The following is a 24,284-nucleotide window of genomic DNA, read 5'->3' on the forward strand; positions in this document are numbered from 1 at the left end:
GCCCTTATGCGTCCTCTCCGTCCGCCGGCTTTTCCCGCCGCTCGGACAGCACCAAGCCGGCCAGCGCCAGCACTGTCCCCAGCCACATGGCCGGCGTCATGGTTTCGTGTAGAATGAGCGCGGAGCTGACGATGGTGACGATGGGCGTGGCATAGATATACGCGCTCGTCCGCACCGGCCCCAGCAGGAACACCGCGCGGTTCCAGGTCACAAAGCAGGTCGCGGACGCGCCCAGGCCAAGGAACAGCAGGTTTGCCAGATGCACCGGCTCGACCCAGGCCGCCGCGCCCGCGGGGAAGCCCTCCGCGCAGGCCGGCGCCAGCAGGAACAGCAGGCCGTAGCCGAAAATGCGGCAGGTCAGCGGCACCGTGCGGTAGCCCATCGCGCCCAGCCTGCGGATCAGGACCGAATACACGCCCCACACCAGCGCGGCCCCCACGCCGAGCAGCGCGCCCAGCGGACTGAAATGCAGCTCGCTCACGCCCGCCAGCGACGCCAGCGCCACGCCCGCCATCGCGCACAGGAAGCCGAGGAAGAACCAGCGCGTCAGCCGCTCGCGCAGCAGCAGCGCGGCGAACAGGGCGGTAAACAGCGGCGCCGCCGCCACGATCACGCCGACCAGGGACGCGGAAATATAGGTCAGCGCGATATTCTCCATCAGAAAGTACAGCGTCACGCCGGTCAGGCCCGCCAGCGCGAACAGCAGCTCATGCTGCCATTTCTGCGGCCTGACGAACCCGCGTCCCGCGGCGAGCAGCGCCGCAAAGCCCAGCCCGAAGCGGGCGACCATGATTTCCAGCGGCGTGAACGCGCGCAGCAGCACCTTGGTCGAAACAAACGTCGTACCCCACACCAGCACGGTCAGCGCAGCGAGCAAATGCCCCTGCAGCCTGTGATTTTCCCTCATGGTAACCCCTCTCTCTATGCAGCGGGCGCGGCTGGCCGCGCCCCGGCGGGCTCAGCAGATAAAGCCCCCGCCGATCACAATATCGTTGTCATAAAACACCGCGCTCTGCCCCCTTGCGGGCGCGCGGACCGCGTCCTCGAACACGATGCGCGCGCCGCCGTCCTCCGGATAGACCAGCGCGCGGTCGCTGCGCCGGGAAAAGCGCACGCGCACCTCGCAGGGGAACGCGCCGTTTTCCGCGTATTCGGGCGCGATGTAGTGTACGTCGCGCACCCTGATTTCCTTTTCGAACACGTCCTCGAGCGACAGCACCACCTCGTCGGTCTCCGGCCGCAGCGCGTGGACGAACAGACGGCCCGCCGCGGCCACGCCCAGCCCCTTGCGCTGGCCGACCGTATAACAGTGCAGCCCCTTGTGCCGCCCCAGAACGTTGCCTGCCTCGTCCACAAAATTGCCCGGCGGGCAGGCCGCGCCGTGACGTTCGAGCCAGCCCTGCACATCCCCGTCCGGAATGAAGCAGATATCCATGCTGTCCGGCTTCTCGGACACGGACAGGCCGATATCGCGCGCTGCGGCGCGGGTTTCGTCCTTGCCCGCGCTCTCCCCCAGCGGGAACAGGCAGCGCGCGACCGTCCGCCGCGGCAGGCGGTGCATCATATAGGTCTGATCCTTTTCCGCGCGGGCGCGCAGCAGGAGCGCGCGCCCCTGCGCGTCCCGTCCGGTGCGGGCGTAGTGGCCGGTGGCGACATAGGGCGCGCCGATCTCGTCCGCGTAGTCGGTCAGCGCGCGGAACTTGACCAGCGGGTTGCACACCACGCACGGGTTGGGCGTGCGCGCGGTGCGGTAGCAGTCCGCGAAATAGGCGCACACCTGCTGCTCGAACGCCTCGCGCCGGTGCGCGACGTAAAGCGGGATGCCCAGCTCGTCCGCCGTCTGCTGCGCGGCCTCCGCACCGCCCAGGCCGACCTCCAGGAACAGCCCGTGTACCGCAAAGCCCTGCGCGCGCAGGCGCGCCGCCGCAACCGCGGAATCCACGCCGCCTGATAATCCTAACACAACTTTTTCCATCATTCTTGTAAAATCTCCTACTGTTCGGGGCTGCCATCAAAAAGAAAATGAGCGCCCCGCGCTCATTTTCACAGAACGTCCGCCGCTTATTCGCCGGACGAGGTCCACTCCTCCAGCCCTGCAAACGCATTGTACGGCGCGGGGCTGAAATTATCGATCAGGCCCTTGCGGATGATGAGCTGCCCGCACTCGAACGCGATCGGGATAAAGGGCATTTCCTCCGCGAACGCCGTGTAGAACGCCGCGAGATTGTCGCCGCTGCGCGCGGCGGCGACGGCGGCGGACATGGTCTGGCTGGAATAGCCGCCGTAGTTCAGGCTGCCGCCGGAGGAAAGCAGCGGGCGCAGGTCAAAATCCGGCGTCAGCAGCGTTTCCCCGTAGTATACGTCAAAATCGCCGGACTGCAGCATGGACACATAGGTTTCATACGGCTGCCGGTCCACGGTCACCGACACGCCGACCGCTTTCCAGGAGGCCGCGATCTGTTCCGCCGCCGCCAACTTAAACGTATTGTTGGCGTTGACGAGCAGCCGGATGGACAGGGCCGCGTCCCCGCCGCCGCTGCCGGTATCCGTCCCGCCGGCCTCTCCGTCGGCGTCGTCCTCGTCCGTATCCGTTTCGCTGTCTTCCTCGTCCGTATCCGCCTCGCCGCCGTCCTGTCCCGTGTCCCCCGCGCCGCCGGCCTGCTCCAGCCCCTCGCGCAGGAGGCGCGCGGCGGTCTCGGTATCGGCGGACATATTGAGCGTCAGCCCGTCGGCCGCGGGCTGCGGGTTGACCGGCAGGACCGCCGGCGTAGCAAAGGTCTGCAGCTGCGTGTCGCACAGGCTCTGCCGGCCGAGCGCGGCGCTGAGCGCCTGCCGCACCTTGGCGTTGGCAAGGTAGGGGTTGCTGTAGTTGACGCCCAGGTAATGCAGGTCCGCGCTCGCGGTGCGCACGGTGTCGATCGACCCGCCGATGATCGTACTCGCCCCGTCGGGCGCGATGCGCGGCTCGCGCAGCAGCGAAACATCCCCTGTGCGGAAGCTGGATTCCGCGGCATCCGCGCGCGTCATGGGTACCAGCGTGATATGGCGGATGGAGCCGAGGAACCCGCCGTGCCAGCTCTCATTGGCCTCCAGCTTCCACTGGTTGCCGTCCTTGACCGGCTGGAACGGGCCGGTTCCGTCGGCAAAATCGCCGCTTTCGGCCGAGCCCTGCCGGTAGATCGGGATATCGAGCAGGCGGGGAAAATTGATGTTGGGCGAGGACAGCACAATACGCACCTCGCTGCCGGACAGCGCCTCGATCGAGGCCACCTCGGTCAGCCGGTTATGGTACGGCGACGCCTCGTTATACTGCGCGGCCTGCAGGCTGGCGGCCACGTCGGCCGCGGTCAGCTTCTCGCCCGACCAGAACGTCACGTCGTCCCGCAGCGTAAAGGTGAACGTCGTCCCATCGCCCGCATACGACGCACAGAGCACATTCTGCGCGGTAAAATTGCCGCTGACCTCGAACAGGCCCTCGTACAGCGCCTCGCACAGCAGGCGGTTGATGCTGGTGCTGTCCAGCACCGGATTGAGCGTGCCGTTCTGGTACCAGGCCATGCCGAAATATGCGTCCGACACCTCGACCGTGTCAACCGGCCCGTCGTCCCCGCCCAGCCCGCCTTCCCCGCAGGCCGTCAGCAGGCAGAGCGCCGCCAGCAGCGCCGCCAGCGCGCGTTTTTTCCATTTCATAAAACGGACTCCCTTTCCGTCACAGGCAGATCACGCCGCCCTGCACGCCGCGCACGCCGCGGGTCGCGCGGTGCGACCAGAATTCATCGCTGTGGCACATGGTACACAGCCCGCTGTCGATCACGTTTTCCGGCGCGAGCCCCGCGTCCCGCAGCAGCTTTACGCCGATGCCCTGCAGGTCAACGTGGAATTTCGCGCCCTTTTCCCGAATATAGGGCTGTACGGCCGCGCCGAGCAGGCGCTCCATCGCCTCCGGCACATCCGCGTCGGTCTCAAAGCACTCCTGCCGGATGGACGGCCCCAGGACCGCGATCAGGCTCTCGCGCTTCGCGCCCAGGCGCGCCGCCATCACCTCCACGGTTTTGGGCAGGATGCCGCCCGCCATGCCGCGCCAGCCCGCGTGGGCCACGCCCGCGGTATGCGTCGCCGGATCGTACAGCAGGGTCACCACGCAGTCCGCGTAAAAGCCGCAGAGCGGCGTGTCCGGCAGCGCGGTCACGATCGCGTCCGACCGCCACGCCATCGGGCGGTGCAGCCCCATGCCGGCCTGCTCCTCCCCGACGACCGAAACCTCGGTTTCGTGGACCTGACGGGTCAGCGTGAAGCGTTTTTCGTCCACGCCGAGCGCTTCTGCCAGGCGGCGGTAATTTTCCCGCACGCTGGCCTCCTCGTCCCCCCGGCTGAAGCCCAGGTTGAGGCTTTCACAGTGTCCCGTGCTCACGCCGCCGTACTTGGTCGTAAAGGCGTGCCGCACCGGCAGCCGGCGGCAGGTATAATAAACAAATGGTCCGCGCTGAACGCGGCACATGGATCGATGCATGCGTTTTTCCTCCCGATTCAGTTGTATTATTATATCAAATGCAGCCCCCCTCCACAAGGGCGCAAAACCGTTCTTCTCAAAAAGCGCCAAAATCTGCCCGCGCGCGGACGTGTTTTTCTTGACAGTTTGACCAACAGGCTTTACAATATTTTTTAGTATAATACCTGCTGTTATATAGCCTGCGTAAAAATACGCACGGCTTTTTTCAAGGGCATTATAACCGGACCTCTGCCCGACAGGGGGCCACTGCACTCAAAAAAATCAATAGGAGGACACACCAAAGCAATGAACGACATCATCATACCGCTCGTCACCGGTATCGTGTGTCTCGTTGTGGGCGTTGTCATTGGCTTTTTGTACCGCAAGCGTGTTGCGGAAAAAGAGATCGGCTCCGCCGAGACCGAAGCGACGCGCATCATCAACGAGGCCATCAAGGCCGGCGAAACCAAAAAGCGGGAAGCAATTCTCGAAGCCAAGGACGAGATCCACAAGCAGCGCACCGAAGCCGACCGCGAGCTCAAGGAGCGCCGCAACGAGACCCAGCAGCTCGAACGCCGCCTGATCCAGCGCGAGGAGGCGCTGGACAAAAAAAGCGATACGCTCGAGCGCAAAAACGAAGACCTGTCCCGCCAGCTGGAGGCAACCCAGAAGGAAAAGGACGACCTGGCCCGCGTCAAGGCCGAGCAGCTTGAAAAGCTGGAGCAGATCGCCAGCATGACCCGCGACGAGGCGCGCGAGATGCTGGTCCAGTCGATCGAGGCCGAGGCCACGCACGACGCGGCGGTCAAGCTGCGCGAGATCAACCAGCGCGTCAAGGACGAAAGCGAACAGACCGCGCGCGAGATCATCTCCACCGCCATCCAGCGCTGCGCGGCCGACCATGTTTCCGAGGCGACCGTATCGGTTGTGCCGCTGCCAAACGATGAAATGAAGGGCCGCATCATCGGCCGCGAGGGCCGCAACATCCGCACACTCGAAACGCTGACCGGCGTGGATCTGATTATCGACGACACGCCGGAGGCCATCACGCTTTCCTCGTTCGACCCCGTGCGCCGCGAGATCGCGCGCCTGAGCCTGGAAAAGCTGATCGTGGACGGGCGCATCCACCCTGCCCGCATCGAGGAAATGGTGGAAAAATCCCGCCGCGAGGTGGAGCAGATTATCAAATCCGAGGGCGAACGCGCCACCTTTGAAACCGGTATCCACGGCATCCATCCCGAGCTGGTCAAAACGCTCGGCCGCCTGCGCTACCGCACCAGCTACGGGCAGAACGTGCTGCAGCATTCGATTGAGGTCGCGCACATCGCCGGCATGATGGCCAGCGAGCTGGGCATCGACCCCGTACCCGCGCGCCGCGCCGGCCTGCTGCATGACATCGGCAAGGCGATCGACCACGAGGTTGAGGGCAGCCATGTGCAGATCGGCGTCGACCTGGCCCGCAAATACAAGGAGGCGTCCGGCATCGTCCACGCGATCGAGGCGCACCACGGCGACGTGGAGGCCAAGACCACCATCGCCTGCCTGGTGCAGGCGGCGGACGCGATCTCCGCAGCGCGCCCGGGCGCGCGCCGCGAGAACCTGGAAAACTATATCAAGCGCCTGGAAAAGCTGGAAGGCATCGCCAACGAAACGCCCGGCGTTTCCAGCTCGTACGCCATCCAGGCGGGCCGCGAGATCCGCATTATCGTCAATCCGGATAAGATTTCGGACGACGCGATGGTGCTGCTCGCCCGCGACGTGGCCAAAAAGATCGAGGATGAGCTGGATTATCCCGGCCAGATCAAGGTCAACATGGTGCGCGAGACCCGCGCGGTCGATTACGCCAAGTAACGCTCTGCAAACAGGAAACAAGGGACAGACCAGCGTTTGTCCCTTGTTTTTTACCCTTTTACGGCTTCGGCTCGTCCGGCGGGGCGCCTTTTTTCCTGCGCCGTCGGAACCGGAGCGCCGCGCCGCCGCCCACGCCAGCCGCGAGCAGCAGCGGCCAGGCCGCGACCGCCCACAGCACCGCGCCGCGCACAAAACCGGCCAACCCGCGCCAGCCGCTCTGCGCCGCCTGCATGAGCTGCGCGCCAAAGCCCGTGCCGCCGGAAACCGCGGTCAGCGCCTGCACCTCGCGCAGCGATACCGTGATGGTTGCGAAATCGACCAGGTTATCGTAACGGCGCTTTTCGCCGCTCAGGCTGTCGATCTCATATTCGCAATCCGCCAGGGCGTTTTCCAGCGAAATGATGTCTTCCATCTGGGCGGCCTGGCCGAGCAGCGCCACCAGCCGCTCATGCTTGGTCTGCAGCGTGGCCAGGCGCGTTTCGAGATCGGTGTACTGCTCGGTCACATTCTCGCTCCAGCGGCTCGACGACACCACATGGCAGGTTTCGCCGAGCTGGGTGAAGCACACCTCGAATTTCTCCTGCGGCACGCGCAGCGTATAGCTGGCGTACCGGCCGCCCAGCTCGCCCGACACGCTGCTCGCCTCGATATAGCCGCCCGCGCCGGCTGCCAGCGCTTCGATATCCGCGCCGGCCTGGTCGAACGCCTGCGTCTCCAGCGTCAGGTCCGCGGACAGGATGAACTTTGCGTTTTGCCGCACCGCGGCAAAATCAACCGTCCCGCCGCCCTCCGACGGCGCGGCCGCGCTCTCCGTCCAGCCGGCGCTGTTGTCCTCCGCCGCTGCCGTGCTGCCGGAAGCGTCCGCGCCGCCCGACGCGCCGCAGGCCGTCAGCGCCAGCAGCAGGGCCAGCGCAGACAGCAGAGAAAATCCTCGTCTTTTCATGTCAGGACACCCCTTTCCCTTTGTTGGATATCCTGTTAGACGGGGATTATTTTCCCTCCGTTCCCGATTGTTTCCGCTTTGTAAACAGCTCTTTCGCGCCGATATACAGCAGAAACACGCCGAACGCACGGCGCAGCCAGCCGGTATCCATGCGCGCGGCCGCAAGCGCCGCCGCAACCGAGGTCAGCACGCCCGCGGCCACGCACCACTTGACCGCGTTCTTCTGCACCAGCCCGTTTTTGATATGCGAATACAGCGCGGCGGGGGCGCAGGCGATAAAGTACAGCAGGTTGATCCCGCCCGCCTGGTATTGGTCGACGCCTGCAAACAGCGTCAGATACAGCAGCAGGAGCGAGCCGCCGCCGATGCCGAAGCCGGACAGGATGCCGGTCAGCAGGCCGGCCGCCACCGCGATCATCGTCATCACAGCAGCAGCACCGCCCTTACGCCGCCATACAGAATCAGCAGTCCGAACACCCGCCGCAGCCAGACCATGCTCATTTTCTGGAAAATACGGCCCGCGATCACGCCGCCCGCCGCGCCGCCCAGCAGATAGGGCCACGCCGCCGCCACGTCCAGCCCGCCCTTCATCCAGTAGATCGCCGCCGATACCGCGCTGAGCGGCAGGATGACCGCGACCGAGGTCGCGAACGCGCGGCGCTGCTCCATGCCGCACCAGCTTACCAGCAGCGGCACCAGAAACAGCCCGCCGCCCGCGCCGAAAAAGCCGTTGGCCGCGCCCGCCAGCGCGCCCGTTACGGCATACCTGGTATTGTTTTTCATAAAAAAGCCCTCCGGCGACAGTTTGCGCCGGAGGGACCTTTTTTATGTGCGTTTCCCGCCGTTACCAGATGCCCAGCACGCGCTGCATGGCCAGACTGACGCACGCGATGCCGACCCAGCAGCACAGCCCCATCAGAATCGGCTTGCCGCCCGTCCGGACCAGCTTGACGATGTTGGTATTCAGGCCGATCGCAGCCATCGCCATGACGATAAAGAATTTGGACAGCGCCTTGAAGGGTGAAAACGCCGCCGCGGGTACGCCCGCCGCCGTGCAGGCCGTCGTCACGACCGACGCCAGCACAAAGAACAGGATGAAAAACGGAAAAACCTTTTTAAGTGAAAACGTGCCGCTCGTGACGCCGCGCGACTGTCTGGCCTTTGCCGCGCGCCAGACGGCAAGCGCCAGCGTGATCGGGATGATGGCGAGCGTGCGCGTCAGCTTGACGATGGTTGCGGTGTCCAGCGTATTGCTGCCATGGATTCCGTCCCATGCTGCCGCGGCCGCCGTGACGGACGAGGTATCGTTGACCGCCGTACCCGCGAACAGCCCAAATCCATCGTTCGACAGGCCGAGTGCGCCGCCCAGCGTCGGAAAGGTCAGCGCGGCGATCACGTTGAACAAAAAGATAACCGATATCGCCTGCGCGATCTCCTCATCGTCCGCGCCGATGACGGGCGCGGCCGCCGCGATGGCCGAGCCGCCGCAGATCGAGGAGCCGACGCCGACCAGGGTGGAAATGTTGGCTTTCATCTTCAGCAGCCTGCACAGCAGGAACGACACGGCCAGCGAGGTCGTGATCGTGGACACGATGATCGGCAGCGACTGCGCGCCCACCTTGGCGATTTCGGACAGGTTCAGCCCGAACCCCAGCAGGATGACCGCGTATTGCAGGATTTTTTTGGAGGTGAAGGCGATCCCCGCCTGCACCCTGCCCTTATCGTTCCAGAAAAGCGTAAGCGTCATACCGATTAAGATAGCGAACACCGGCCCGCCCACGACCGGCGCCGCCTGTCCCAGCAGCCATGCCGGCGCCGCGATGGCCAGGCACAGCAGCAGGCCCAGACCGTTCTTTTTGAAAAATTCCATCTTTGCGTTACCTCTCTCTCCACATTGTTTCCCATTTTTGTCTGGAAATAGTATACGCCGCCGCTTTTATTATGTAAAATTATCATTCTTTATTTTATCATAATTTTATGTTATGATAAGGGCAGGAGTTGATCCCTATGCTGGATTTTCGTGTGGATACCTTTCTGGCGGTCTGCCGCTGCATGAGCTTTACGCGCGCCGCGGACGCGCTGCATATCACGCAGCCTGCAGTCTCGCAGCACATTCGGGCGCTGGAAGCGCAGTACGGCGCCCGCTTTTTTTCCTTTGAGGGGAAAAAGCTGGCCCTCACCGACGCGGGGCGGCTGTTCCTGCGCACCGCGACCACCATGCGCCACGACGCACAGCACCTGCGCGACGCGCTGGGCAGCCTGTCCGGCGGCGGGCGGCGGCTGGTGTTCGGCGCGACGCTCACCATCGGGGAATACATCATGCCCGCCCCGCTCGCGCGCCTGCTGGCCGCGGAGCCGGACGTCAGGCTCCGCATGATCGTCGCCAACACCGCCGAGCTGCTGCGCGAGCTTGATCGGGGCGACATTGATTTTGCGATTGTGGAGGGCTTTTTTGAGAAAAGCGAATACGACAGCCTGCCCTATCTGACCGAACGCTATGTAGCGGTCTGCGCGCCCGACTACCGCTTCCGGCAGCCGGTGCATACCCTGGAGGACCTGCTCGGTGAGCGCCTGCTCACCCGCGAGCCCGGCTCCGGCACGCGGGAGATCCTGGAGCGCCGCCTGCGGGAGCATAACCTGACCGTGCGGGACTTCCGCGCGGTCACCGAGATCGGCAGTCTGAACGCCATCAAAGCGCTCGTCCGCATGGGGCAGGGCGTCGCGTTCCTGTATGAACCAACCGTCCGTGCCGAGCTGGAAAGCGGCGCGCTGCGTGAGATCGCGCTGTCCGGTTTTCCGGTCCTGCACGATTTTACCTTCCTCTGGCGGAAAAACAGCGTGTTCGCGCAAGCGTACCGCGAAATTTTCGGCCTGCTGCGCGCCGCGGCCGACAGCAAAAGGGAGGAAGCCTGAGGCTTCCTCCCTTTGATTTGTTTCCGCGGTTATTTGCCGGCCCAGTTTCCGGTCGCCAGCGCGGACAGGTAGGCGTTGATGAACCCGTCGATCTCGCCGTCCATCACGGCGCCAATGTTGGCGTTTTCAAAGCCCGTGCGCGTATCCTTGGCGAGCGTGTAGGGCATAAAGACGTAGGAGCGGATCTGGCTGCCCCATTCGATCTTTTTCTGGTCGCCCTTGATATCCGAAATCTTTTCCAGGTGCTCGCGTTCCTTGATCTCGACCAGCTTGGAGCGCAGCATGCGCAGGCAGTTGTCCTTGTTCTGGAACTGGCTGCGTTCGGTCTGGCAGGAAACCACGATGCCGGTCGCCTTATGGATCAGGCGCACGGCGGAGGAGGTCTTGTTGATGTGCTGGCCGCCCGCGCCGCTCGACCGGAACACCTGCATCTCGTAGTCCTCGGGCTTGATCTCGAAATCCGCCGAATCATCCGGAATATCCGGTATGACCTCGACCGCGGAGAACGAGGTATGGCGGCGGCCGGAGGCGTCGAACGGCGAAATGCGCACCAGGCGGTGTACGCCGGATTCGCCCTTGAGGAAGCCGTAGGCGTTTTCACCCTCGATCAGGATGTCCGCGCTTTTCAGGCCGGCCTCGTCCCCATCCTGATAGTCCATGATCTTATAGGTATAGCCGTGGCGCTCGGCCCAGCGGGTATACATGCGGTACAGCATCTCGCACCAGTCCTGGGCCTCGGTGCCGCCCGCGCCCGCGTGGAAGGACACCAGCGCGTTGTTTTTATCGTATTCGCCGGTAAGCAGGGTGGACAGCTTCTGCTCGGCCACGCCTTCCTCCAGCTCCTGATAGCCGCTTTCCAGCTCTTCGAGCATGGACTCGTCGTTTTCCTCAATGGCCATTTCGCAGATGGTCAGCAGGTCGTCGCACAGGCTGCTCATGCGCTCATAGGCTTCGATCTTGCCCTTGAGCGCGCCCATGCGGGAGACGATCTTCTGGCTCTCCTCCGGATTGTCCCAAAAGCCGGGCTGGGCGGACTTGATTTCCAGCTCCTCCACCTCGCGCTTTGCCTGCTCCATGCCCAGCGAGCGGTACAGTTCCTCCAGCTCGGGCTTCAGGTTGTTCAGCTTGACCTTGTATTCCTCGAATTGCAGCATGCAAAATGCTCCTTCATGAATTTTTCAGTACCTTATAGTATAACGGCCCATCCCGCAAATGTAAAGATTTTTTCCAGTTTTGCTTGACAAATGCGGCGCCAGTCTCTATATTTAGGTCTGTATGAGTAAAAGGGAGTAGCTCACGCGCCTGTCCGACGCGTGGTCGGCATCGCCATACCCGGCTGTTTCGGCAGCCCGTGCCGTTCCGGAAGCAGCGAGACTTTTATTGCCTGGGGCGCAATAAAAGTCTCTTTTTTTGCGCACAGATATGTTATTTTTTCTTAGGGGTGTTTTTTATGCAGTCATTCATCATGCTTGTTCTCGGCTTCGCGCTGCTCGTATGGGGCGCGGACAAATTTGTCGCGGGCGCGTCCGCGCTGGCGCGGCGGCTGGGGGTGTCGCCGCTGCTCGTCGGCCTGACCATCGTGGCCTTCGGCACCTCCGCGCCCGAGCTGGCGGTCAGCGTGACCGCCGCGCTGCAGGGCGCCAATGAGATCGCGGTCGGCAACGTCCTGGGCTCCAACATTTTCAACCTGCTGGTCGTGGCCGGCCTTTCCGCGCTGATCTGCCCGCTGGTGATGGACCGCACGCTGCTGCGGCGCGACTGGCCGCTGTCCCTGCTGGCGGCGGCCATGCTCTGCGCGATGATCGCGCCCGACCTGACCCTCTCGCGGCTCGAAGGCGTGGTGCTGCTCGCCGTGTTCGCGCTGACGCTGTTCCTGCAGATCCGCGCCGCGCTGACGGGCCGCAACCCGCTCGACGACGCGGCTGAGGAGATCGCCATGCCGCCGCTGATGATCGGCGTGAATATCCTGCTCGGCCTTGCGTGCATCATTCTGGGCGGGCAGCTCGCGGTAAGCGGCGCGACCGGCGTCGCGCGCATGTTCGGCCTGTCGGAAACGCTGATCGGCCTGACCATCGTGGCCATCGGCACGTCGCTGCCCGAGCTGGTGACCTCGCTGGTCGCCGCGCGCAAGGGACAGAATGAAATCGCCATGGGCAACGTGATCGGCTCCAACATTTTCAACATCCTGCTCATCCTCGGCGTTTCGTCCGTGATTACGCCGATTCCGGTGCTGTCCACCTCGATCGTGGACTGCCTTGTCCTGATCGGCATCACCATCGTTTTTTACCTGCCCGCGTGCAGGGGCCGGCTCGGCCGTTTCCCCGGCGCGTTGATGGCGCTGTGCTACATCGCATATACCGTGTACCTGATCGCGCGGTAAGCCCCGTCCCCTGTTCACAAAAAATTTGTTTGTATCCGCGTATTTATGTGGTATAATAGGTCTGATATGATGAAAAAGGGACGCGTATTCCCTCCTGAAAGGCTGAATCAAACAGATGGCAAATTTTTTGACCAAACTCTTTGGCTCCCATTCGAGTCATGAGCTGAAAAAGATCAATCCCATCGCGGACAGGGTCGACGCGCTGGAGGAGCAGTATAAAAAGCTGTCCGACGCCGAGCTGCGCGCCAAGACCGACGAGTTCAGGACCCGCTACCAGAACGGCGAAACGCTCGACCAGCTCCTGCCCGAGGCGTTCGCCACCTGCCGCGAGGCGGCGTGGCGCGTGCTGGGCATGCGGCACTACCGCGTGCAGATCATCGGCGGCATCGTGCTGCACCAGGGCCGCATCGCGGAGATGAAGACCGGCGAAGGCAAGACGCTGGTCGCCACCCTGCCCGCCTACCTCAACGCGATCGCCGGCAAGGGCGTGCATATCGTCACGGTCAACGACTACCTCGCCAAGCGCGACAGCGAGTGGATGGGCAAGGTTTACCGCTTCCTCGGCCTGACCGTGGGCCTGGTGATCCATGAGGTCGAGCCGGCCCGACGCCGCGCCATGTACGAGGCGGATATCACCTACGGCACGAACAACGAGTTCGGCTTCGACTATCTGCGCGACAATATGGCGATCTACAAGCAGTCCATGGTGCAGCGCGGCCACGCGTTCGCCATCGTGGACGAGGTGGACTCCATCCTGATCGACGAGGCGCGCACCCCGCTGATTATTTCCGGCCAGGGCGAGCAGTCCTCCGCGCTGTACCAGCTCGCGGACCGCTTCGCGGCCGGCCTCAAGCAGCTTCGCGTCAAGGAAGTTGACGCCAAGGAGGAGCAGGACGATATCGACGCGGATTATATCGTGGACGAAAAGGCCCGCACCGCAACCCTGACCCCGCACGGCCAGGCCAAGGCGGAGGCGTATTTCCAGGTGGCCAATCTGTCCGATCCGGAGAACACCACGCTGCAGCACCACGTCAACCAGGCCATCAAGGCGCGCGGCGTCATGCAGCGCGATGTGGACTATGTCGTGCGCGACGGGCAGATCATCATTGTCGACGAGTTCACCGGCCGCCTGATGTTCGGCCGCCGCTATAACGAGGGCCTGCACCAGGCGATCGAAGCCAAGGAGGGCGTCAAGGTCCAGCACGAGAGCAAGACGCTCGCCACCATCACCTTCCAGAACTATTTCCGCCTGTACGGCAAGCTGTCCGGCATGACCGGCACTGCGCTGACCGAGGAGGAGGAGTTCCGCCACATCTACAAGCTGGACGTCATCGAGATCCCCACCAACAAGCCGGTCGCCCGTAAGGACAATCCGGACGCGGTGTACAAGAACGAGCGCGGCAAGATCAAAGCCACCATCGCGCGCATCGAGGAATGCCACGCCAAGGGACAGCCCATCCTGGTCGGCACGGTGTCCATCGAGAAATCCGAGGAGCTGTCCAAAATCCTCAAGGCCAAGGGCATCAAGCACACCGTCCTGAACGCCAAGTACCACGAGCGCGAGGCGGATATCGTCGCGCAGGCGGGCAAGCCGGGCGCGGTCACGATTGCAACCAACATGGCCGGCCGCGGCACGGACATCATGCTCGGCGGCAACGCCGAAACCATGGCGCTCGACGAGCTGAAGAAGGGCGATTACACCCCCGAGCTGCTCTACGAGGCCAACGGCCACGCGGAAACCGACGACCCCGAGGTGCTCGCCATCCGCGCGAAGTTTGAAGAGCTGTACCGGAAATACAAGCAGGAAACCGACGCGGACGCGGAAAAGGTGCGCGCGGCGGGCGGCCTGTATATCCTGGGTACCGAGCGGCACGAATCCCGCCGCATCGACAACCAGCTCCGCGGCCGTGCCGGCCGTCAGGGCGACCCGGGCGAATCCTCGTTCTATATCTCGCTTGAAGACGACCTGATGCGCCTGTTCGGTTCGGAAAAGATCCAGAATATGATGGATTCCCTCGGCATCGAGGAGGACGAGCCGATCGACCAGAAGATCCTGTCCGGCGCGATCGAAAACGCGCAGAAAAAGATCGAATCCCGCAACTTTGCCACCCGTAAGCATGTGCTGGAGTACGACGACGTGCTCAACACCCAGCGCCAGACCATCTACAGCCAGCGCCTGCAGGTGCTTGAGGGCAAGGATGTCAAGGACAGCATTGTCAAAATGATCGACGACACCATCGCCCGCGCGGTACACGCGGCGGTCGGCGAGCATACCGTCATCGAGCCTGCGATGGTCGAGCAGGCACGGCGCCCGTTCCTCGGCGTATTCCTGCGGCCGGAGGACTGCACGTTCACGCCCGAGGAATGCGACGACCTGACCGCGGACCAGCTCACCAACGTGCTGGCGGACCAGGCGCACCGCGTTTACGAGGCAAAGGAGCAGGCGCTCACGCCGCCGATCATGCGCGAGCTGGAGCGCGTGGTGCTGTTGAAAAACGTGGATACCAAGTGGATGGACCATATCGACGCGATGACCGAGCTGCGCAACGGCATCGGCCTGCGCGCCTACGGCCAGCACGATCCGGTGGTCGAGTACAAGCGCGAGGGCTTCGACATGTTCGACGCGATGATCGACGCTATCCGCGAGGACACCGTGCGCATGATCTTCCTGGCGCAGGTGCGCACCCGCGAGGAGCCCAAGCGCGAGCAGGTCGCTAAGGAGACGAGCGCCGCCGGCGCGTCCGACGGCACGGCCAAGCCCGAACCCAAGCGCGTGGGCAAAAAGATCGGCCCGAACGACCCGTGTCCGTGCGGCAGCGGCAAAAAGTACAAAAAGTGCTGCTACCTCAAGGCGGATAACCCGTATAAATAAAAGCGCCCCGCGGCCTGCCGCGGGAAAAAGAGGGCGGCCCGTCGGGCCACCCTCCTCTTTTTATTCCTCCCGCCTGCCGCCGGCCTGCTGCTGCCGGCGTCTGAAATCCAGATAGCCCTGCAGGATCAGCGACGCGGCGACCGCGTCCACGCTCTCGCGGTGCTTTTTGCTCTTTTTGCCGCTCTGGTGCAGGATATCGTGCGCGGCGACCGTGGTGCGCCGCTCGTCCCAGAGCGTCACCGGCAGGCCGGTGCGCTCCTCCAGCGTGCGCGCCAGCGCCTCGCACTTTTCCGCGCGCGGCCCCGCCGTGCCGTCCATGTTTTTCGGCCAGCCCAGTACGATCTCCTCGATCCTGTTTTCCGCGGCAAAGGCCGCCAGCCGGTCCACCAGCCTTTCATAATTCCATTCGTGGATGACGCTCGGCGAGCCGGCCAGAAAGCCCGATGGGTCGGAAACCGAAAGGCCGGTGCGCGCGTCCCCGTAATCGATGCCCAAAATACGCATATGTATACTCCTATATCTTGTGGTTAAACTCAGTATATCATAAAAACATAAAAATTTCAGCACTTTTTCGCAAAAAACCCTTGACCGGCCACCACCCCCATGCTATACTGAAAGAACCTATGCAGGTTCTTTTTTTGCGCCCATTTTTCGCGTGTCTCGAAAAACGGCGCCGGAACACTGGCAAAGGGAGGCAAACAGTCCCGCGCCCATGCCGCAGGGGTATGGGATGGGGCGAAATATTAAAAGGAGGTGCCGTTATTTATGCGCGTTAAGATTACGCTCGCCTGCACGGAGTGCAAGCAAAGGAACTATGACACGAACAAGAACAAGAAGAACGATCCGGACCGTCTGGAAATGAACAAGTACTGCCGTTTCTGCCGGAAGCACACGCTGCACCGCGAGACGAAGTAAGAGAAAGGAAGTAGCTTCATGGCTGAAGAAACCAAGGTTAAGAAGCCCGGTCTCTTTGCACGGATTGGCAAGTGGTTCCGCGAACTGAAAAGCGAGTGCCGCAAAATCGTCTGGCCCACCCGCCAGCAGACAGTGAACAATACGCTTGTCGTTATCGCCTGCGTTATCGTCATCGGTATCTTTATCTGGATCCTTGACCTCGTATTCAATCTCGGCATCCAGACGCTGCTTACGCATTTCGCCGCCTAAAAGGAGGCATTTATGTCAGACGCTGCAAAATGGTATGTGGTCCACACATACTCCGGCTACGAAAACAAGGTAGCCTCTTCGATCGAAAAAGCGGTCGAAAACCGCAAGCTGCACGACCTGATCCCCGCGGTCAACATCCCGACCGAGACCGTCACCGAGGTTAAGGACGGGAAAAGCCGCGAGGTTGAGCGCAAGCTCTTCCCGGGCTATGTGCTCGTCAAGATGGTCATGACCGACGAAACCTGGTACCTGGTCCGCAACACGCGCGGCTGCACCGGCTTTGTCGGGCAGGACAAGTCCGGCGGCTCCAAGCCGATCCCGCTGACCGAGGACGAGATCGCCGCGATGGGCGTGGAGAAGCGCGAGATCGAGGTCAACTACGCAGTGGGCGACAGTGTGCGCGTCATCGACGGGCCGCTGGCCGGCTTTATCGGCGTCGTTTCGGCCCTTGAGCCGGACAAGAACAGGGTAAACGTCACGGTTTCCATGTTCGGGCGCGAAACCCCCGTCGAGCTTGAGCTCGACCAGGTGGAAACACTCGAGGAGTGATCCACCGGAACGCACGTTCCGTTTTCACGGCAAGTGGGAGAGTATGAACGCATACTCGCCAGCCACCACATTTTTTGAAGGAGGAACCTTTCGACATGGCACAGAAAGTAGTAGGTTATATCAAGCTCCAGATTCCCGCGGGCAAGGCGACCCCGGCTCCCCCGGTCGGTCCGGCCCTCGGCCAGCATGGCGTTAACATCATGGCCTTTACCAAGGAATTCAACGAGCGCACCAAGAACGATGCCGGCATGATTATTCCGGTTATCATCACGGTCTACGCGGACCGTTCGTTCAGCTTCATCACCAAGACCCCGCCGGCGCCGGTCCTCATCAAGAAGGCCTGCGGCATCGAATCCGGTTCGGCCGTACCGAACAAGACCAAGGTCGCCAAGCTTTCCAAGGCGGACTGCCAGAAGATCGCGGAGACCAAGATGCCCGACCTGAACGCCGCTTCCCTGGAAGCCGCGATGAGCATGATCGCTGGTACCGCGCGCTCGATGGGCATTACCGTCGAGGAATAATTTAAGAATAAGCTGAATGGATTTTGACCGCGCTTTTTGCAGGCGCCGGTCAAAGTGGGAGGGTTAGGTTTAGCCTATTCCCGCATTACCACTTAAGGAGGATTTATTGTGCATAAAGGTAAAAAGTATGTAGACAGCGCAAAGACGATCGACCGTACCCGTCTGTACGATCCGTCCGAGGCGCTCTCCACCGTTATTTCGACCGCAAAGGCCAAGTTCGACGAAACCATCGAGCTGCACGTCAAGCTGGGCGTTGACTCCCGCCACGCGGACCAGCAGGTGCGCGGCGCGATCGTGCTGCCGCACGGCACCGGCAAGAACGTGCGCGTTGCCGTTTTCGCCAAGGGTCCCAAGGCGGATGAGGCGCTGGCCGCCGGCGCCGATATCGTAGGCGCGGAGGACCTGATGGAGCGCATCCAGAAGGAGAACTTCTTTGAGTTTGACGTGGTTATCGCCACGCCGGACATGATGGGCGTTGTCGGCCGCCTGGGCCGCGTGCTCGGCCCCAAGGGCCTGATGCCGAACCCGAAGGCGGGTACGGTTTCCATGGACGTTGCCAAGGCTGTTCAGGAGTCCAAGGCCGGTAAGATCGAGTACCGTCTGGACAAGACCAACATCATCCACTGCCCGATCGGCAAGGCGTCCTTCGGCACGGAGAAGCTGCAGGACAACTTTGACGCGCTCATGGGCGCGATCATCAAGGCCAAGCCGGCTGCGGCCAAGGGCCAGTATATCCGCTCCTGCGTCGTAGCCTCCACCATGGGGCCGGGCGTCAAGGTGAACGCGGCGAAGATGATGGGCTAAGCCCCGCGGCATCTTCATCAAAGATAAAAAACACGCTGGACGTTGTCCAGCGTGTTTTTTTGCCCTGCAAGCCTTACAGCATGCGGTAAACCGTGGCGATCGCCTGCTCGCGGGTGAACAGGCCCTGCGGCTCGAAGCGGTTTTCACCCGTGCCGTTCATGATCCCCGCGCCGACGACATAGTTGATGCCCTCGTGCGCCCACGACGAAATCTGGGAAGCATCCGCCCACGAATTATTGGCCTCGCTGCCGGACAGGCCGATCGTCTTGGCCGCGCCCATCAGGATTTTGGCCGCCTGCTCGCGCGTCAGGCTTTCGTTCGGGCTGAATTTGTTATTTCCCACGCCGTCAATGATGCCGAAGCGGTAGCAGTTGATGACGCTGATGTCCCAGGTATCGGTCAGCGCCTCGCGCGCCTGGTTGTAGGTGATGCCGGTCTGGTACAGCCTGCTGTCATAATCGGTCATTTCCTGCTTGAGCATGGCCTCGATCACCTGGCAGAACTCCTTGCGGGTGATGTTTTTCTGATAGCCGTTCTGCAGCGCTTCCGGAACGATGCCGGCCGCGGCCGCGTCGCTGACCGTCTGCGCCGCCCAGTCCGACGGGGTATCAAAATCACGCGGCTGGACGCCCTTGGGCAGCGTGCCGGAGGCATAATCGACAATATGCAGCACATTGGTCAGGCTGCGGCCCGCCGCATGCACGGTGGAGCCGCCCACGCTCAGGAAGGTGGACGCGCCGCCGTCCAGCGCCATCGCGTCCACCGCGCCCAGCCCCTTGAGGTACTGCGCGATGCTGCGCATGGTCGAGCCGGTCGCGCTGCCCAGCACCAGCCGCCCGTCGCCCATAACCGCCGCGAACGAGCGCGAGGAGGCATAGTCCGGCGACTGCTTGGGGTCGGTGAAGTCGCTGTTCTGGTCGCACACATCCACGCCGTCCTTGAGCAGCAGCGGGCCTGCGCCCACGCCGTTCACAATCCCCGTCCATTCGGCGGCGCTGTCGTGCTGCGGCGTATAGACCGTCTGGCGCACCGCGGCGTTGCCGACCTGCGGTTCGAGGAAATAGGTCGCCATATTGTTCCACGCGCTCTGGTTGATGACCAGCGCGGTCGTACCCCAGGCCAGCGCCGGCACCGTGCCGCCGGTCTGGATACTCGTGACCACGCTGTCCTTCATGGTGACGATGCGCGCGCCCTGGGCAACGCTCAGCGCGCGCCCGTAGTGCGGCGTGATGAGCGCGCTCGCCCAGGCGTTGTTGGCGTCATAGCTGTTGACCGAATAGGCCGTTACTGTGGAATCGCCTTCGCCGCGGAACGCGATCTTGGTTTCGATCTTGACGCGGTCGATCAGGGGCTTGCCGTCTGCGGTAAAGGCCAGCGTGGGCTTTTCGCCGCCGCCGTTGACGACCTCGCCGCCCTGGATCACGGTGGCGTACACGGTCGCGCCGCCGCTGTATGCGTCAAAATAACCGCCGTTGATGGAGACTGCGACCATTTTGCCGCTTTCCGCGGCCTTGGCGCTGACATGGCCGGACGCGGACTGCGTCTGAAACAGCCGCCCGTTGCCGAGGGTGACCTCTCCGGTGCGCCCCGGCCCCATTTCCAGATAGACCATCGTGCCGCCCATCGGCAGGCTGGCGCTCTGCGTGCCGCCCGCGGCGCCCGCGGAGGCCGGCAGCAGGCACAGCGCGGCCAGCGCCGCGCCGAGCAGTCGTTTCCATTGCTTTTGCATGTTATTCCCCCTTAACGGTTTTATTAAGCACAGTTTAGCACAGTACCGCGTTCCGCACAAGGGGAGATGCAAAAAGCGCGCCGTGCGGCGCGCTTTTTATTTTTCGGGGATTTCGTAATGGTATTTCTTGAGCAGGTCCTCGATGGCTTCATCCAGCAGCCGAGATTTGGGAATCCGTGTTTGCTGTGCCAATCCATCAAAAAGAGGAACCAGCTCATTTTTCAGCGATGAAGTAAAACGTTTCCTATATTTCAAGTACGGTTCAGCCATAATAGCGCCCTCCATTCTTTTGCATGTTACTTTCTTTCACGCTTTATTAAATACAGTTTAGCACAGCGCCTTTTATTTTTCCGGAGACTCGTGATGATACTTCCTGAGCAGGTCCTCGATGGCTTCGTCATGAAGTTTTGATTTCGGGATGCGGGTTTCTTCATGGAGCTGGTTAAACGCTTCCATCAAGTCATTCCGCATGGTGGATGTAAATTGTTTGCGGTTCACCAATGGATATTCTGACATATGCCCGCCTCCTTCCTTACTTATTCTAAGAATACAATAAGGATAATACAAGGGCATTAATCTTACTTAACCTTACTTGACCTTAATTAAGTTTATGTGTATATTATAAGTAAGGAGGGGATATTCTATGCGCAATCAGAACGACTTCCGCTGTAAAGACTGCCGGTATTATCAAACGCTGTTCCTCTATCACGAAAATATGGGGGACTATTACGAAACCGATTACGGCTTGTGCGCCGACTTCGATGTTTCCCGCCCCGTGCGGTTTGACGAGGACGCCTGCGGCTATTTCCGGCGCAGGGACCTCACCCCCCGCGAGGAGTACGAGGAATATCTGGACGAGCTGCGCAGGCCCGAACTTTCGGATGATTTTTATTTCAAATCCCCTTGACAGCGCCGCGCTTTTCGGATATAATATATGAGCTTGGTCAAAGACAGCTGGCAGCCGCATGGCTTTAATGGCGCTTCCCGCCGCCCGCCGAGGTCAACACGGAACGAATTTTTTCGGATTCTTTATGAGGTTTTCTGTGTACCCTCCCTGTGTCTTTGCACCGGAAGGGTACTTTTATTTTTTAGGAGGTGAATTAAGATGCCGAATGCAAAGGTTCTGGAGGAAAAGAAAGCTCTGGTCGCTTCCCTGGTGGAAAAGATCAAGAATTCTCCCGCCGGCGTCCTGGTGGATTACAAGGGCATCAACGTTGAGGATGACACCAAGCTCCGCCGCCAGCTTCGCGAAGCGGGCGTTGAGTATATGGTCATCAAGAACACCCTGATCCGCTTTGCCGCCAAGGAGCTGGGCTTCGACGCGCTGGACGAGCACCTGAACGGTACTTCCGCGCTGGCGATCTCCACGTCCGAGGACGTGATCGCGCCCGCGAAGATCCTGGGCGACTTCGCCAAGACCCACGAGAACTTCACCATCAAGGCCGGTTACCTGGAAGGAAAGGTAATCGACGCGGACGAGGTGAAGAAGCTGGCCAACATGCCGAGCAAGGAAGTCCTTATCGCGCAGGTTCTGTACAGCTTCAATTTCCCCATTATGCAGCTTGCTATTGCCTGCGACGCTATTGTTAAAAAGGCGGAGGGCAACGAGGAGATGAAGGTGGCCGAGCTGGTCGCCGCGAAGGCTCCGGCTGCGGAGGAAGCCGCCGCAGAGGAAGCTCCCGCTGCGGAATAATTAAAAAATCATTGACAAATCACTTATAATGGAGGTTTATCCCATGACTGTTCAGGAGATTATGGATGCTGTAAAAGAGCTCAAGGTTATGGAGCTCTCTGAGCTGGTAAAGGCTCTGGAAGAAGAATTTGGCGTTTCCGCTACGCCTGTTGCTGTTGCCGGCGTTGGCGGCGGCGCGGCTGACGGCGCTGCGGCTGCTGAGGCCAAGACCGATTTCGACGTTGTTCTGGTTGAGGCTGGTTCCTCCAAGATCAACGTAATCAAGGTTGTTCGCGAGATCACCGGCCTGGGCCTGAAGGAAGCCAAGGAGAAGGTTGATTCCGCTCCGCAGACCATCAAGGAGGCCGCTCCGGAGGCTGAGGCGAACGAGATCAAGGAGAAGCTGGAAGCTGCCGGCGCCAAGGTCGAGCTCAAGTAAGCCGCTTTTCTGCTTGACGGAAACGGCAGGCATTGCTCACGCAATGCCTGCCGTTTTTTGCATCCTTTCCGCACCTGTACCAGAGAAATGAGAAAGAGGGAAAATGTTGTGCATTCTCTTCCGACGCGTCTTGGCGCCTTCCTGCGGCGGGAGGCGGTGCTGTCCATCGCGCTGCTCTGCGCGGTCCTGTCCATGCTGGCCGTGCCGCCGGACGCGGGCTATGCCGGCTATATCGACCTGCGCGTGCTGTGCCTGCTGTTCTGCCTGATGGCGGTGGTGGCCGGCCTGCAGCAATGCGGCCTGTTCCAGGTGCTCGCCCAGCGCCTGCTGTCCGGCCGGAAGCAGCTTCGCCTGCTCTACCTTGTGCTGACGCTGCTGCCGTTCTTCTGCTCCATGCTGATTACCAACGATGTGGCGCTGCTCACCTTCGTCCCGTTCACCGTGCTGGTGCTCGGCCGCATCAGCCGGCCGGAGGCGCTCGTCCGCGTGGTGGTGCTGCAAACGCTCGCGGCGAACCTGGGCAGCATGGCGACGCCGGTCGGCAACCCGCAAAACCTGTTTCTGTGCTCGTATTACACGCTGTCCTTCCGCTCGTTCCTGTCCGTCGTCCTGCCGCTGGCCGCGGCCAGCCTGCTGGCGCTGTCCGCGGCCGCGCTCGCCACGCCAGGCGAAACAATCGAAATCGCCTTCCCGCGCCGCGAGTCCATCACGCAGCCGCGTCTGTTCGCCCTGCTGTGCCTGCTGTTCGTGCTGTGCCTGCTGTCCGTGGTGCATGTGCTGCATTACGGCGTCCTGACCGGCGTCGTCCTGCTGTGCCTGCTGCTGTTCGCGCGCGGGCTGTTCGCCCAGGTGGATTACGCGCTGCTCGCGACGTTCGTGTGCTTTTTCATCTTCGCGGGCAACATGGGCCGCATCGAGCCTGTGCGCGGCGCGCTCGAACTGCTGATGGGGCGCAGCTCCTACTGGACCTCGCTCGCCGCCAGCCAGGTGATCAGCAACGTACCCGCCGCCGTGCTGCTTTCCGGCTTTACGGGCAACTGGCAGGCCCTGCTGGCGGGCGTGAACGTCGGCGGGCTGGGAACGCCGATCGCCTCGCTTGCCAGCCTGATCTCGCTCAAGCTGTACTTACGCGCCGAGGGCGCCTCGCTGCCGCGCTTTCTGGCCGTGTTCGCCGCCGCCAACCTCGCCGGACTGGCGCTGCTCTCCCTCCTTGCCGGCCTGCTCGGCCTGACCGGATGAAAACGGCGCGCGCCGCATTTCCCATCAGGGGAAATGCGGCGCTTTGCTTTGCTGCCTCACGCATACCCGCCCCGCGGTTCGGGCAGGGCCTGGTATTCCGGACTGGTCAGCAGCAGCTCGTTCATGTACTGCACAAATTCCCAGAACTGCGCCGCGCGGCCGTTTTGTTCGGTGTATTCGCGCGCGGTGGCGTCGCCGGTGACCGTATAGGTCTGCCCGTCCGCGGTGAGGGTGATCTCGTATTCGGTCAGCGGGGTCATCCGCACCCCGTCCCCCAGAACGGTAAGGTTTTCCGAGGTCAGCTTTTCCTCCGTCAGCCGGTCGAGCGCGCAGTCCCGTGCCTTGGCGTAGATCGCCTGCAGAATCTCGTCCGAAACGGTCAGCGCCGCCTGGGCGGTGCGCGGACCGTCCGGATCGACCAGGTCCTTTTGCAGCAGCTTTTCGCCTGTGTCGTAGATGTTGGGCGCGTCCGCGTCCGTCCATTTGACAAAGCGGACGGCAAAGTCCGCCGGCAGCTGCTCCGGCAGGGCGGTCGCCTCCCTGCCCGCACCGCAGCCCGCGAGCAGGCCGAGCAGCAGCGCGATCGCTGTCAGCTTTTTCATACCGCAGCCCTCCTTTATCTGGATAGACGCGGCCCGCGCGGGAAAGTTCCCGCATTGTCTTTCCTTTTCCGCGTTTTTCCTGTACAATAGGAGCATGAAGCGTAAAACCACCAGAAG

At 62.1% G+C, this 24,284-nt stretch carries 27 protein-coding genes; 13 read left to right on the forward strand and 14 right to left on the reverse strand.

The features are described from left to right. Positions 1–4 precede the first annotated feature (4 nt). The 4 genes from ACYQ3S_RS11830 to pgeF form a co-directional block, all read right to left on the reverse strand. Positions 5–907, reverse strand: coding sequence for a DMT family transporter (locus ACYQ3S_RS11830; protein WP_459689345.1), 903 nt, complete (start codon positions 905–907; stop codon positions 5–7). Positions 908–958: 51 nt separating this feature from the next. After that, on the reverse strand, positions 959–1,978 hold the full coding sequence (gene mnmA / locus ACYQ3S_RS11835; RefSeq protein ID WP_459689347.1) for a tRNA 2-thiouridine(34) synthase MnmA: 1,020 nt from the start codon (positions 1,976–1,978) through the stop codon (positions 959–961). 83 nt (positions 1,979–2,061) lie between these two features. Beyond that, positions 2,062–3,690, reverse strand: a complete 1,629-nt coding sequence (locus ACYQ3S_RS11840) for an ABC transporter substrate-binding protein (protein ID WP_459689348.1) — start codon at positions 3,688–3,690, stop codon at positions 2,062–2,064. A 19-nt stretch (positions 3,691–3,709) separates the two neighbouring features. Beyond that, the gene (gene pgeF / locus ACYQ3S_RS11845) at positions 3,710–4,510 is read right to left on the reverse strand and encodes a peptidoglycan editing factor PgeF (protein WP_459689349.1); all 801 of its coding nucleotides are present in this window, start codon (positions 4,508–4,510) and stop codon (positions 3,710–3,712) included. 285 nt (positions 4,511–4,795) lie between these two features. On the opposite strand from pgeF, the gene rny reads away from it, so the two are divergent. Further along, positions 4,796–6,340 carry a ribonuclease Y gene (gene rny, locus ACYQ3S_RS11850; protein ID WP_459689351.1) on the forward strand — a complete coding sequence of 515 codons (1,545 nt, stop codon included), beginning with the start codon at positions 4,796–4,798 and terminating at the stop codon, positions 6,338–6,340. Positions 6,341–6,398: 58 nt separating this feature from the next. On the opposite strand, the gene ACYQ3S_RS11855 is transcribed toward rny, so the two are convergent. The 4 genes from ACYQ3S_RS11855 to ACYQ3S_RS11870 all read right to left on the reverse strand — a co-directional run bounded on the left by ACYQ3S_RS11855 (position 6,399) and on the right by ACYQ3S_RS11870 (position 9,153). Continuing rightward, a complete protein-coding gene (locus ACYQ3S_RS11855; RefSeq protein ID WP_459689353.1) occupies positions 6,399–7,283 on the reverse strand; it encodes a DUF4349 domain-containing protein in 885 nt (294 codons plus the stop codon). A 46-nt stretch (positions 7,284–7,329) separates the two neighbouring features. Next, complete coding sequence (locus ACYQ3S_RS11860) at positions 7,330–7,707, reverse strand: TSUP family transporter (protein WP_459689383.1); 378 nt, start codon at positions 7,705–7,707, stop codon at positions 7,330–7,332. Beyond that, positions 7,707–8,066, reverse strand: coding sequence for a TSUP family transporter (locus ACYQ3S_RS11865; RefSeq protein ID WP_459689354.1), 360 nt, complete (start codon positions 8,064–8,066; stop codon positions 7,707–7,709). The genes ACYQ3S_RS11860 and ACYQ3S_RS11865 overlap by 1 nt, the downstream gene beginning before the upstream one ends. A 61-nt stretch (positions 8,067–8,127) precedes the next feature. Continuing rightward, on the reverse strand, positions 8,128–9,153 hold the full coding sequence (locus tag ACYQ3S_RS11870; RefSeq protein ID WP_459689356.1) for a YeiH family protein: 1,026 nt from the start codon (positions 9,151–9,153) through the stop codon (positions 8,128–8,130). Between the two features lie 137 nt (positions 9,154–9,290). Here ACYQ3S_RS11870 and ACYQ3S_RS11875 point away from each other — a divergent pair, with 137 nt between their 5' ends. Continuing rightward, on the forward strand, positions 9,291–10,196 hold the full coding sequence (locus tag ACYQ3S_RS11875; RefSeq protein ID WP_459689358.1) for a LysR family transcriptional regulator: 906 nt from the start codon (positions 9,291–9,293) through the stop codon (positions 10,194–10,196). 29 nt (positions 10,197–10,225) lie between these two features. Here ACYQ3S_RS11875 and prfB read toward each other — a convergent pair whose 3' ends face one another. Next, positions 10,226–11,350: a peptide chain release factor 2 gene (gene prfB, locus ACYQ3S_RS11880; protein ID WP_459689359.1), complete on the reverse strand. Its 1,125-nt coding sequence runs from the start codon at positions 11,348–11,350 to the stop codon at positions 10,226–10,228. A gap of 296 nt (positions 11,351–11,646) precedes the next feature. Between prfB and ACYQ3S_RS11885 the strand changes: the two genes are divergently transcribed. Together ACYQ3S_RS11885 and secA are read left to right on the forward strand one after the other, a co-directional pair. After that, positions 11,647–12,576: a calcium/sodium antiporter gene (locus ACYQ3S_RS11885; protein WP_459689361.1), complete on the forward strand. Its 930-nt coding sequence runs from the start codon at positions 11,647–11,649 to the stop codon at positions 12,574–12,576. A 115-nt stretch (positions 12,577–12,691) separates the two neighbouring features. After that, positions 12,692–15,448: a preprotein translocase subunit SecA gene (gene secA / locus ACYQ3S_RS11890; RefSeq protein ID WP_459689362.1), complete on the forward strand. Its 2,757-nt coding sequence runs from the start codon at positions 12,692–12,694 to the stop codon at positions 15,446–15,448. 60 nt (positions 15,449–15,508) lie between these two features. Here secA and ruvX read toward each other — a convergent pair whose 3' ends face one another. Beyond that, positions 15,509–15,952, reverse strand: a complete 444-nt coding sequence (gene ruvX, locus ACYQ3S_RS11895; protein WP_459689363.1) for a Holliday junction resolvase RuvX — start codon at positions 15,950–15,952, stop codon at positions 15,509–15,511. A 261-nt stretch (positions 15,953–16,213) separates the two neighbouring features. Between ruvX and rpmG the strand changes: the two genes are divergently transcribed. From rpmG to rplA, 5 genes are all read left to right on the forward strand, one after another. After that, positions 16,214–16,363 carry a 50S ribosomal protein L33 gene (gene rpmG, locus ACYQ3S_RS11900; RefSeq protein ID WP_054326512.1) on the forward strand — a complete coding sequence of 50 codons (150 nt, stop codon included), beginning with the start codon at positions 16,214–16,216 and terminating at the stop codon, positions 16,361–16,363. 18 nt (positions 16,364–16,381) lie between these two features. Next, the gene (gene secE / locus ACYQ3S_RS11905; protein WP_054326513.1) at positions 16,382–16,612 is read left to right on the forward strand and encodes a preprotein translocase subunit SecE; all 231 of its coding nucleotides are present in this window, start codon (positions 16,382–16,384) and stop codon (positions 16,610–16,612) included. A gap of 12 nt (positions 16,613–16,624) precedes the next feature. Next, positions 16,625–17,161 carry a transcription termination/antitermination protein NusG gene (gene nusG, locus ACYQ3S_RS11910; RefSeq protein ID WP_054326514.1) on the forward strand — a complete coding sequence of 179 codons (537 nt, stop codon included), beginning with the start codon at positions 16,625–16,627 and terminating at the stop codon, positions 17,159–17,161. A 95-nt stretch (positions 17,162–17,256) separates the two neighbouring features. Continuing rightward, complete coding sequence (gene rplK, locus ACYQ3S_RS11915) at positions 17,257–17,682, forward strand: 50S ribosomal protein L11 (RefSeq protein WP_054326515.1); 426 nt, start codon at positions 17,257–17,259, stop codon at positions 17,680–17,682. A gap of 108 nt (positions 17,683–17,790) precedes the next feature. After that, the gene (gene rplA / locus ACYQ3S_RS11920) at positions 17,791–18,486 is read left to right on the forward strand and encodes a 50S ribosomal protein L1 (RefSeq protein ID WP_147573781.1); all 696 of its coding nucleotides are present in this window, start codon (positions 17,791–17,793) and stop codon (positions 18,484–18,486) included. Between the two features lie 73 nt (positions 18,487–18,559). Here rplA and ACYQ3S_RS11925 read toward each other — a convergent pair whose 3' ends face one another. The 3 genes from ACYQ3S_RS11925 to ACYQ3S_RS11935 form a co-directional block, all read right to left on the reverse strand. Continuing rightward, positions 18,560–20,215 carry an S-layer homology domain-containing protein gene (locus tag ACYQ3S_RS11925; RefSeq protein WP_459689365.1) on the reverse strand — a complete coding sequence of 552 codons (1,656 nt, stop codon included), beginning with the start codon at positions 20,213–20,215 and terminating at the stop codon, positions 18,560–18,562. A 96-nt stretch (positions 20,216–20,311) separates the two neighbouring features. Next, the gene (locus ACYQ3S_RS11930) at positions 20,312–20,485 is read right to left on the reverse strand and encodes a ribbon-helix-helix domain-containing protein (RefSeq protein ID WP_107631413.1); all 174 of its coding nucleotides are present in this window, start codon (positions 20,483–20,485) and stop codon (positions 20,312–20,314) included. A gap of 72 nt (positions 20,486–20,557) precedes the next feature. Beyond that, on the reverse strand, positions 20,558–20,731 hold the full coding sequence (locus ACYQ3S_RS11935; RefSeq protein WP_459689367.1) for a ribbon-helix-helix domain-containing protein: 174 nt from the start codon (positions 20,729–20,731) through the stop codon (positions 20,558–20,560). Positions 20,732–20,858: 127 nt separating this feature from the next. Between ACYQ3S_RS11935 and ACYQ3S_RS11940 the strand changes: the two genes are divergently transcribed. The 4 genes from ACYQ3S_RS11940 (at position 20,859) to ACYQ3S_RS11955 (ending at position 23,565) form a co-directional block, all read left to right on the forward strand. Then, positions 20,859–21,122 carry a hypothetical protein gene (locus ACYQ3S_RS11940; RefSeq protein WP_459689368.1) on the forward strand — a complete coding sequence of 88 codons (264 nt, stop codon included), beginning with the start codon at positions 20,859–20,861 and terminating at the stop codon, positions 21,120–21,122. 198 nt (positions 21,123–21,320) lie between these two features. After that, positions 21,321–21,908: a 50S ribosomal protein L10 gene (rplJ, locus tag ACYQ3S_RS11945; protein ID WP_459689370.1), complete on the forward strand. Its 588-nt coding sequence runs from the start codon at positions 21,321–21,323 to the stop codon at positions 21,906–21,908. Between the two features lie 43 nt (positions 21,909–21,951). Continuing rightward, on the forward strand, positions 21,952–22,326 hold the full coding sequence (rplL, locus tag ACYQ3S_RS11950; protein WP_054326518.1) for a 50S ribosomal protein L7/L12: 375 nt from the start codon (positions 21,952–21,954) through the stop codon (positions 22,324–22,326). Positions 22,327–22,434: 108 nt separating this feature from the next. Continuing rightward, on the forward strand, positions 22,435–23,565 hold the full coding sequence (locus tag ACYQ3S_RS11955) for an SLC13 family permease (RefSeq protein ID WP_459689371.1): 1,131 nt from the start codon (positions 22,435–22,437) through the stop codon (positions 23,563–23,565). Between the two features lie 56 nt (positions 23,566–23,621). On the opposite strand, the gene ACYQ3S_RS11960 is transcribed toward ACYQ3S_RS11955, so the two are convergent. Further along, positions 23,622–24,167 (reverse strand): hypothetical protein, encoded by a 546-nt coding sequence (locus ACYQ3S_RS11960; RefSeq protein WP_459689373.1) that lies wholly within the window; start codon positions 24,165–24,167, stop codon positions 23,622–23,624. Between the last annotated feature and the right edge of the window lie 117 nt (positions 24,168–24,284).

The sequence above is a fragment of the Agathobaculum sp. TL06 genome (genome assembly GCF_054658635.1).